Source organism: Paenibacillus sp. E194 (assembly GCF_000935845.1).
In the GTDB taxonomy this organism is placed as follows: Bacteria; Bacillota; Bacilli; order Paenibacillales; family Paenibacillaceae; genus Paenibacillus_B; species Paenibacillus_B alvei_B.
Window position 1 is genome coordinate 1 of sequence record NZ_JMDX01000230.1, and the last position, 8,905, is coordinate 8,905.

An 8,905-nucleotide genomic window follows, 5' to 3' on the forward strand; every position below is an offset into this window, starting at 1 on the left:
CATTGACAAGCTCGTTCATATCCTGATTGAAGCCGTTCAGCGTCTGCACCTGCTGCAGCAGCCCGGTATATTCGCCAGGCAAGAGCATTTTGCGCAGGAGCGCCTCAGCACCCATAACGCCGTAAGACTGCTGAAGCTCTGCATTTTTCAAGTCCGGATACACAACGCTTGCCACAATCAGCTTTGCGGTATATTCATTGAAGTCGATTTCCGGCGTAACAACCCCGCCCTTGCCCTTCACCTGCTTTGTTGCCGACTTACGGCACTGCTCATTCTCCACTTCACTCATACTGCGCAGCGTCCATGCAACCGGCTCCCCCTTGTCATCCTTAAAGCGCGGGGACACAATGAATGGCATCTCCGTATTTGGTTCCGCATTTTGGGCAAAGAAATAGCTTAATGTAGTCATCTTCAATCGCTCTCCTCATCTTGAATGAATATTAGTTGGTAATTATGTTATTTAAAATTACACTGTAGGCGCATTAAAGTTGCTTAAAATATCAACATCGTCAAACGTAAACTCCAATTCTTCCTCCAAAACGTCACTCTCTGTATCCAGCTTCGCCATAACGACACTGTTCAGGTTCACGTTCTTCAACATGATCGTCTGCGTGCCCACCGAAGAAGTAGGATCTGCGTTTGTCACATTAATCGTAAAGTTTGTATCCTTGCCGGTCTTAATATAATCAAGCATCATCTTGCGGAATAATGGCGTCATATAGTAAATTGTCATGCTGCCTGTTCCCGACCAGCCGGAGGTTTTGTGCTGTGTGGCACGGTTGCCGAGTGTTTTAATTTCTGCTTTTTGTTTTCTATTTTCGCTTCCAGCGTTTTAATATAGAACATTTCTTCATTTTGACCATTAATTTGTGCAAAAGCTGTGCCTTCACGTCCCGAAATCGTATCCTTCGCTTGTAAGAAACCCATCTTACTTCACCTTCACTCTCATGTAAATTTTCTCTACTGCATCGACCGGCTGCACATTCAATTGAATGACGATACTGTCCGAAGCCTCACCCTTCGCAACAAGCACATCCGTCTGGGCGTCGAACGGCTGAATTGCATTCAAGCGCTCAAGCTGATCCAAATAGGCGATACACTCTGCACGGAACAATTGACGTCCTTCTTCATTGTTGTTCGTTTTGCCGACATACGTCGTTTCGAAAATTCGCTTCATATCGTTGGCGATGCCGTCCAACACGCGAATAACGCGGTTTTTGGAGAACGGCTGCCCCTTGTCCGGCGTATAGGCCGTCAATGTATTGATATCCTGCTCCACCACAGCATGGCCAAGATGATGCACGAATACAAATTCACCCTTGCGCAGAGCTTCTTCAACCTGCGTATTCGTCATGCGAATATCAGCATCGACCGCATCTTCATAAGCGGAATACGTCAACGACTCATTCATCGCTGCCGATGCTGTTGCCGCAGCCACCCAAACTGTTGCTTGAGCAGCATTCAACACTGTGCCGTCTGCCAGCTTCACGCCATTTTTGACGCTAATGATGCCTTCGTGATTCGCAGTTGGATATTGAGCCATAACAGCCTGAATCTTCTTGCCTTCTTCTTCGCGCATACGCTTTACAAATACCGCATAGACAGAGCATAGCGCAGCATCAGTTGAAGGAAGCGCAACCGTATGGAAATCATGAACGGCAATTGCTTCGTGGAAAGATACATGATCCGCATTCACCACATTGCCGTCGTCTCCACCTGTAAGAGGCAGACCAGCATTTGCTTCAATCGCTCCTGTACCTTCAAATTCAACCCATGCATTTGCAGTCAGCTGTTCAGCCAGATTCACCGTCTGGTTGTCCACGGTACGTCCGCCAACCTTCGTAATTACATCTACCTTCGTATTGTCATTCACATTCGTCTGTACGACGAGCTGAATATCATTGCCGCGAACACCGCCAAAGCGTGCTTTCACCTTCAATTGTTTGTGAGTTGCAGCCGCCTGCGCACCTTCATTCAATCGATACAACAGTACCTTCTTCGCGCGCTTAAACGCCTCGCGCACCAGCAGCAGAGCCTCATCCGTCAACTCGTAGCCTAGCTGCTCGAATACCGGTTCCCCTGCGTTCAATTCCACAACCTTTTTCGCTGGCCCCCAGCTCAGCTTCAGCGGCAGTGCCACAATCCCACGCTCGCCAACCGCTCCCGATGGAGCAGCCTCTCCTTGAAAGCGTACATATACGCCTGGTCTAACCTTGTTCTGCGTCGTCCATGTTCCTCCAGCCATTACTTTACCTCCTGAATTTGAAATTGGTGTAGCAGCGCATCGATCTGCGCCTTCGTGTACTGCTCGTTGCCCGCCAGAAGCGCATGCAGCATGTCTCGCTCGCCTGCACTCCAGCATTTCGCTTCCAGCCACTGCTCCTTCGCAAAAGCGAATTCTCCCGCAGCCTCGGCATGTTCCACATTACGCTTGTCCTGCTTGTCTGCATTAGACATCTCGAATGCGTCCCTCCTGCTTCATGGCATTCATCTTGCTCATTTCCTCTCGAGAACGTGTCAGCATGTACTCATACTGCACTTGGAACCGCAGCTTGCGTTCCACGATCTCATGCTTCCAGCCTGTCCCCCTGCATAAGCTGCCGCCTGCTTCAATCAGCTCCAGCGCATCATACAGCGCATCCGCAACATCATGAACGGAAGCAGCCTTTGCATCGGGATAATACTCGACCTCGATAGCTGCTTGCGCTTGATAGCGACCTTCGCCTGCACGAGTCCGTTCCCCTCGAACGAGCTTCACGACCAAACAGGGCGCTAACTCATTCGTTCGTTCTTCTGACTCCAACACTGGGATGTCAGGGTAACGTTCCCGTACCCGACTCATCACCCCCTGCCGAATCTCGCTGCTTCGCAAGCCCTCACCTCCTGTCCTGCGGTACAAAAAAACCGTTATACAGCTTCGCCGCAAACGGTTCTCCCTTCCTCACTGCGAGGTTGTCCTGCCCCCATGCCCACAACCTCACACTATCATCTTAGCACCTTGTCCCGTCCACCTGTGTGCCAGCATCCGGCCAGCGGGAGGTCACTGCGATCTCATCATGCAATACATTCGAGTCCTCGTCCTTGCTCTTGCTCGACACGAGCATTCTGTTTCTGACTTGCTCAGCTATTCTTGATTAATGTGCAGAGCAAAGAAATATGAACCACGACTTACATCAATCCTCGAATACTTCAATTCCAAGCATAAAGGCCAACTCGGTAATTGCCCGTGCTTTGATTCTGCGGAATGTACGCTCACTTACATTCAAGTCAAAGCAAAGCAGATAATCTGGCTTCTGTACATGTGGATTGAGATAGCAGTTCTCTATTAATTCGCGCTCCATGTCGCCTAGATGTGTGACCGCCTTCATGACATTGTCGTGTACCATTTTCATGTATGCTTCCTTATCTACATTGTGCAGGGCAATCTCTTCTACTGGCTTGCCTACCTGATTCGTCGCACCGTGGAATCTCGGTTCATAGGAAGTCGTCATTTTCATCTCTCTTCGTACGATGCCTGTTCTTTTGTACAAACGTGCCATAGACAAGTACTGCTCCACCATTTTTCGCGTAGCCGACCGATTCACCGTTGCCAACATCCTCATCGCTCCTCATATATAAGTTATTATTAGTGACATAATTAGAAATGAAGTTATTTAAAATAACATGAAATAAAAAAGAATTGTTCTACTAAACTTGGCCTTGTGTTGTGCAAAACAACATTATAGAATGATGCTGTTCATTCTAAACAACTCACCGATAATTATTGCGAACACCTGTTCCTGTGTGATACACTGCAAGCATACCATGCTCATAAAATGAACGTCAATCTTGAATTTATGAACATATGTAAAATAAGGGTGGTAGCCATGTCCGTAACGAACAAAGAACTTGTAGGTTCCCGTATTAAGAAGCTGCGGCTCAAGCAAGGCTTATCGCAAGACGATGTTGCCCACGCGCTCGGTATGAAACGCGCCAATGTAGCCAATTATGAAGCAGGACGAACGACGCCGCCGAGCGATATCATCGGCAGACTTGCCGATCTGCTGCATACATCGAGCGATTACTTGCTAGGCCGTATCGATAATTCGATGCCGCTGGCCTTAACTTCATCTGATTCTATTCCTGAGTGGGCCACATGGAGAGATAAGAAGGACTTCCGCCAGTTGTTGGAGGAAGATTCTGAAATTATGTTCGATGGCGTCCCCATCGAGGAGGAAGACCGTGAACGGGTGCTTCAAGTGTTGGAAGCCTTGTTCTGGGATGCGAAGAAGCGCAATAAGCGCAAGCCCCGGGGCTGAACATAGCTCAATGACTAACCTATCCGCGAGGTGCATCTCATGGATGTAGAGAAGATTGTACGATCATTAATTCGAAAATATAAAACGAACTGTCCTTTTCAGCTTGCACAATATTTGAACATTCAAGTTAGAACAGCTGATCTCGGGAAATCAACGCGCGGCCTCTATTTCCATAAGCTCCGACGCCGCTATATTGTCATTAATTCGGAATTGCCGTTCGAATGGCAGCGATTCGTGTGCGCTCACGAGCTTGCCCATGACAGACTACATAAAGGCATCGGGCATTTCTTTACCGAACAGCATACGTTGTTCCATGTTGGCAAGTTCGAGCGCCAAGCCAATCAGTTCGCTCTGCTTCTGCTGCTGCATGATCAAGAGTGCTTACTTGGGGAGACCCGGGAAATGTACTGTGCGCGCAATGATATTCCAGCTGAACTAGCTAGGTTCCTTCCTACAGATTCGGAGCAAGAATAAATCGGTACGAATGCCGTCACCAATTTCAGCCTACTCCACATAGTATAGGGTAATGCCGAACTATGGGTGTATGTTATCAACCTGAGAGGTGAGATCAGTTACATGAAGGCACTTGTCACCGGGATCTCCGGATTCGTAGGAAGTCATATGGCGGAATTTTTGCTGGACAAAAATGTAGAGGTAATCGGCACAATTCGCAATCGCAGCCGCCTAGAACACATTCGCCACATTCTGCCCGATATTCATCTGGCAGAATGTGAGCTCCGCGATGCATTCTCTGTAGAATCGCTCATTACAAATGAGAAGCCGGATCTTATTTTTCATTTGGCCGCTCAGAGCTTCGTCCCTACCTCCTGGAACTCGCCAGCAGATACAATCTACAACAACGTTGCGGGTCAATTGAATATTTTCGAAGCGGTAAGACGCATCAATCTCGATTGTAAAATTCAAATTGCCTGCTCCAGTGAGGAATACGGTCATGTAGAGCCGCACGAAACTCCGATACGAGAAGAAAATCCCCTCCGTCCGTTAAGTCCATATGCAGTGAGCAAAGCAGCTCAAGACTACCTTGGCTATCAATATCATAAGAGCTACGGCCTCCATGTCATCCGGACGAGAACCTTCAACCATACGGGTCCACGCCGTGGTGAACAGTTCGTTACGTCCAACTTCGCGAAGCAGATTGCCGAAATTGAGAAGGGCGTTCGTCCACCTACTGTCCATGTGGGCAATTTGGAAGCGAAGCGCGATTTTACCGACGTACGCGATATTGTCCGCGCTTATTGGCTCGCGCTGGAGCGTGCAGAAGCTGGAGACTGCTATAATATTGCATCCGGCTCTTGCGTCACGATTCGAGAAATGCTCGATATGCTGCTGGCTAAATCCAATATTACGATCGACATTGTGCCAGATCCGAGCCGCATGCGTCCATCCGACGTCGAAATTCTGCTTGGCGATCATTCGAAATTTACAGAACATACAGGCTGGAGGCCAGAAATTCCTCTCGATCATACCCTCGAAGACTTGCTGAACTACTGGCGCGAGCGCGTATAGACTAGTTGCAAGCCCCCGCCATAAGCCGATGCGACCGCTTCTTTCGTCCACTGAGGTCGGTCGCATATTCTTTCTCTTCGATCCATATGGAACGGATGAATATGGTAGAATGGATGATACGGAAAGAAATCATCTATTTATGCAGAGGAGGACAAGCATCATGAAGAATGTTTGGAAGAAGCTGATGAAGAAAGGCTTTTCGGTTGAGCTCGATCAACTTCCACAAAGCAAGCAGCAGTTTTTAGATGAAATTGAGCGTTATTGCGTTCAAGAGAAGGTAAACTACAAGTTTATTGAATATGATCGACCAGCCGTTGTTTCAATTGATGATATCGTGTATAAATGCCAGGTTGAGAATGCCGGAAGACCCGGTTTCGTCCTTCATTTCAAAGAAGTATAAATGCAAGAAATACGTACATAGATCGTTGAAATTGCGGCGATCCTCTTTTTTGCCGAGATCGCCGCTTTTGGGTAGCAATTACAATTAGTAAAAAAAGAAAAAGAGCCTCTAACAGACTCTTTTCATATAGTAAAATATGGTATAATCACTAGGACAACGAAAACGGTTTAAGGGCAGGAGGCGCCATCTTCATAGAAAGAAGGTCCATCATTTTCTTTCGAGGAGGTGAGTGCCATGACAATGTATGAAGCATTGACATTAATGCTGTCATTCGGAACATTTGTTATCCTGATGCTGTCCTTCCATAAAAAAAAGTAACCCGCCCTTTGCACAGTCGCAGGTTACTTCCTCCCAGAACGCCCCCGCTCTTATTGCGGTAGTTGTCATGGGGATCGTGTTCCAGCACGATCCCCTGTTATATTAGCATATTACAATTTATTCCTCAAGCGCTCTTATGATGCTCCTTTCACTCCAGAGCAAATAAAGTGCCTTTTGTCACAATTCTTTTATAAGATTAACTCACGGCTTCGACGAAATGAAAATCATAGTCCATTGTCCAATCGTGATGCTTAATCAAAAAGTCGTAAAAGGACATATCTCGCATGAAGTCAATGACCCGCATTATGAGTTCTGGCTCATCGGCTGCTTCTTTTCCTTTCAACTGCCCGAGCCAAATTCCAGCCTTATTGCTTACGTAAAATCCTCTGTCGTTCTTCTGGCTTACATGGTATAGCCACATAATACCGTGCTCGATAATAACTAGATAATCTTCCGCGATAAGATATCCATTCCGATAAACGATTTCGTATCCGAGATCGAGTACGAGTTCGATAACTGCCTGTTCCACGCCGCACTCACCTTCTCTATCATGAATCTGAGCTTGACCATTTAATAGTGTGTAACCGTAATAACTTCGATTACCTAATAAATAAATATTGTCTTCGGCATGATGTTTCCCAACGTTTCAGCGCAATGTGTGATAACATACATGGTGTTCATGCTAGAAATCAGAGCTTGCGAGTATCCGCATTTACGATTCTTGATGTTTACTTATGAAAATCTCGTACAGAAATTCCATTGTTCTTAGGGCTTTTGCCTATAACATCAGCAATGGCCATTTTCACAATCAGGCTACTTATACGGTTGATAATTCACGTACTTGTTTGGTATCGTTGATTCACGGTATCTATTGACGATTGAGTACGAGTGACATCACTTAAATTTTGCTTTAGATAGGTCTCCCTTAGTCATATCAATAATACTGAATGCATTCGGTTTAAACCTATGTAAGGTTGCTGATTCGCTTCATTATAACTATAAAGTTAATTGACCAACCATTACTCCATGCATAGCATATATAACCCACCTCTTTTTGTCGAAGAGAAACGAGTAAAAAGTTATACTTTTTGGGAATCGAATAATTTACTTTTAGACAATTATACTCTTGTAGTCATATTTAATATACGCTTGCGGTCATAATTTGTCAAGGGGGATCTAGACAATGTTACGTATTAAAATCAAACTTAAAGAAGTTATGAAAGAAAAAGGAATCACGCAGACAGAACTAGCTCAGCTATCAGGTGTTGCGCAAGCTAGAATTTCAAAGCTATGTAGTACAAAAAGACAAGAGGTAAATCTGGAGATGTTAGAAAAGATCGCTTATGCTTTGAACATTAAAGATATATCCCTAATATTGCAATTCGAAGAAGAAGCTGAAGAATAAACGCCTTTAAACTTAAAATAGACGTTTAAAAAACGCTATGATATCATATAAATAATAAGAGTCGTGCTGGAACACGACTCTGTACAATAGCCGCTTCAAAGGCGGTGGCTATAGGTTTACGTTAAAATAGACCGCATACCTTTTGCTGAGGGCGGTCTATTTCGTGCAAGTATATTAGCAGCGTTACAATCAATGTTAGCAACGCCAATATCCACAGTCCGAACTGAAACATAACGGATAGTGCTTCATATACACTCACAGGCTTCACCTCCCTTCCGGGAGATTAGCCGACCGCCCATAAAGCCATTCTATTGTATGGAAAGTATATCCTATTTTTCTCACTTTCGTAAACTATTAAAAACATTGCAGCGCACACTCAACAAGGTTGAGACGGAATCATCCGCTTACGGATGAACTTGGCGATCCTCCTCCAGTAGCTACCGGGAAACGATCAGTGCAAGCTGTTTATCCGGCCTGTATGGTCAAAGCTGCAAATAAAGTCGGTACAGCATTCGGGCAGCTTCTCTACGCTTGACAGCCTCGCGAGATTTAATCCTCTTATCTGCGGGAACATTGATCAATCGCTGCTTCACAGCCAAAGACATCGTTGGATTAGCCCAATTCGATATCGTTTCTTTGTCTACGAATTGGTTCAGATAATCCTCCGTATTCGTAGGGTAAAATAATGGTTTATTGTTCATGTTGACCCTCGTCCTACTCTTGTATCTCCTCGATGTCTTTACGGACGGTCGAACCCTTGGGGTTCGCTTCCCATCTCATTTCCGTTCCAAATAAAAAAGCGCCTTGCGGCGCATTTCATTTGTTATGGAGCGGGTGATGGGAATACTCCGGCTGCTTCTGCCACACTTTCGTGGTGGCTCTCGTTTATGCCGGACGCTCGCGCTGATTCGTATTTCATCAGTAGCATTGCAGCGCGGTACTCAACATGTCTAATTT

Annotated in this window: 14 protein-coding genes and 1 pseudogene; 6 read left to right on the forward strand and 9 right to left on the reverse strand. The window is 45.9% G+C overall.

Features of this window, described 5'->3' with window-relative positions; genetic code table 11:
* The 6 genes and pseudogenes from AZ66_RS23280 to AZ66_RS23305 all read right to left on the reverse strand — a co-directional run.
* On the reverse strand, nt 1–409 hold a 409-nt coding region (locus tag AZ66_RS23280), incomplete at its 3' end, for a phage tail assembly chaperone (RefSeq protein WP_044357034.1).
* 57 nt (nt 410–466) lie between these two features.
* Nucleotides 467–927 (reverse strand): annotated as a pseudogene (locus AZ66_RS23285) (phage tail tube protein).
* Nucleotide 928: 1 nt separating this feature from the next.
* Nucleotides 929–2,245 carry a phage tail sheath family protein gene (locus AZ66_RS23290; protein WP_044357035.1) on the reverse strand — a complete coding sequence of 439 codons (1,317 nt, stop codon included), beginning with the start codon at nt 2,243–2,245 and terminating at the stop codon, nt 929–931.
* On the reverse strand, nt 2,245–2,457 hold the full coding sequence (locus tag AZ66_RS23295; protein ID WP_044357036.1) for a hypothetical protein: 213 nt from the start codon (nt 2,455–2,457) through the stop codon (nt 2,245–2,247). The genes AZ66_RS23290 and AZ66_RS23295 overlap by 1 nt, the downstream gene beginning before the upstream one ends.
* A complete protein-coding gene (locus tag AZ66_RS23300; RefSeq protein WP_044357037.1) occupies nt 2,450–2,872 on the reverse strand; it encodes a phage tail terminator family protein in 423 nt (140 codons plus the stop codon). Before AZ66_RS23300 ends, AZ66_RS23295 begins: the two co-directional genes overlap by 8 nt.
* Before the next feature lie 301 nt (nt 2,873–3,173).
* The gene (locus AZ66_RS23305) at nt 3,174–3,596 is read right to left on the reverse strand and encodes an ArpU family phage packaging/lysis transcriptional regulator (protein ID WP_044357038.1); all 423 of its coding nucleotides are present in this window, start codon (nt 3,594–3,596) and stop codon (nt 3,174–3,176) included.
* A gap of 270 nt (nt 3,597–3,866) precedes the next feature.
* On the opposite strand from AZ66_RS23305, the gene AZ66_RS23310 reads away from it, so the two are divergent.
* The 5 genes from AZ66_RS23310 (at nt 3,867) to AZ66_RS33900 (ending at nt 6,543) form a co-directional block, all read left to right on the forward strand.
* Nucleotides 3,867–4,298 (forward strand): helix-turn-helix domain-containing protein, encoded by a 432-nt coding sequence (locus AZ66_RS23310; RefSeq protein WP_044357040.1) that lies wholly within the window; start codon nt 3,867–3,869, stop codon nt 4,296–4,298.
* Between the two features lie 39 nt (nt 4,299–4,337).
* The gene (locus AZ66_RS23315; protein ID WP_021254540.1) at nt 4,338–4,772 is read left to right on the forward strand and encodes an ImmA/IrrE family metallo-endopeptidase; all 435 of its coding nucleotides are present in this window, start codon (nt 4,338–4,340) and stop codon (nt 4,770–4,772) included.
* Between the two features lie 102 nt (nt 4,773–4,874).
* Complete coding sequence (locus AZ66_RS23320) at nt 4,875–5,825, forward strand: GDP-mannose 4,6-dehydratase (protein ID WP_044357042.1); 951 nt, start codon at nt 4,875–4,877, stop codon at nt 5,823–5,825.
* A gap of 160 nt (nt 5,826–5,985) precedes the next feature.
* Nucleotides 5,986–6,225, forward strand: a complete 240-nt coding sequence (locus tag AZ66_RS23325; protein ID WP_082061699.1) for a DUF4318 domain-containing protein — start codon at nt 5,986–5,988, stop codon at nt 6,223–6,225.
* Nucleotides 6,226–6,465: 240 nt separating this feature from the next.
* Nucleotides 6,466–6,543: a putative holin-like toxin gene (locus AZ66_RS33900; protein WP_227774339.1), complete on the forward strand. Its 78-nt coding sequence runs from the start codon at nt 6,466–6,468 to the stop codon at nt 6,541–6,543.
* Between the two features lie 196 nt (nt 6,544–6,739).
* Here AZ66_RS33900 and AZ66_RS23330 read toward each other — a convergent pair whose 3' ends face one another.
* Nucleotides 6,740–7,072, reverse strand: coding sequence for a hypothetical protein (locus tag AZ66_RS23330; protein WP_044357044.1), 333 nt, complete (start codon nt 7,070–7,072; stop codon nt 6,740–6,742).
* 654 nt (nt 7,073–7,726) lie between these two features.
* Here AZ66_RS23330 and AZ66_RS23335 point away from each other — a divergent pair.
* Entirely contained in the window at nt 7,727–7,948 is a 222-nt protein-coding gene (locus tag AZ66_RS23335) for a helix-turn-helix domain-containing protein (RefSeq protein WP_021262039.1), read from the forward strand.
* A 121-nt stretch (nt 7,949–8,069) separates the two neighbouring features.
* On the opposite strand, the gene AZ66_RS30900 is transcribed toward AZ66_RS23335, so the two are convergent.
* On the reverse strand, nt 8,070–8,207 hold the full coding sequence (locus tag AZ66_RS30900; RefSeq protein ID WP_082061700.1) for a putative holin-like toxin: 138 nt from the start codon (nt 8,205–8,207) through the stop codon (nt 8,070–8,072).
* A gap of 223 nt (nt 8,208–8,430) precedes the next feature.
* Complete coding sequence (locus AZ66_RS23340; RefSeq protein ID WP_044357045.1) at nt 8,431–8,649, reverse strand: hypothetical protein; 219 nt, start codon at nt 8,647–8,649, stop codon at nt 8,431–8,433.
* Nucleotides 8,650–8,905 lie beyond the last annotated feature (256 nt).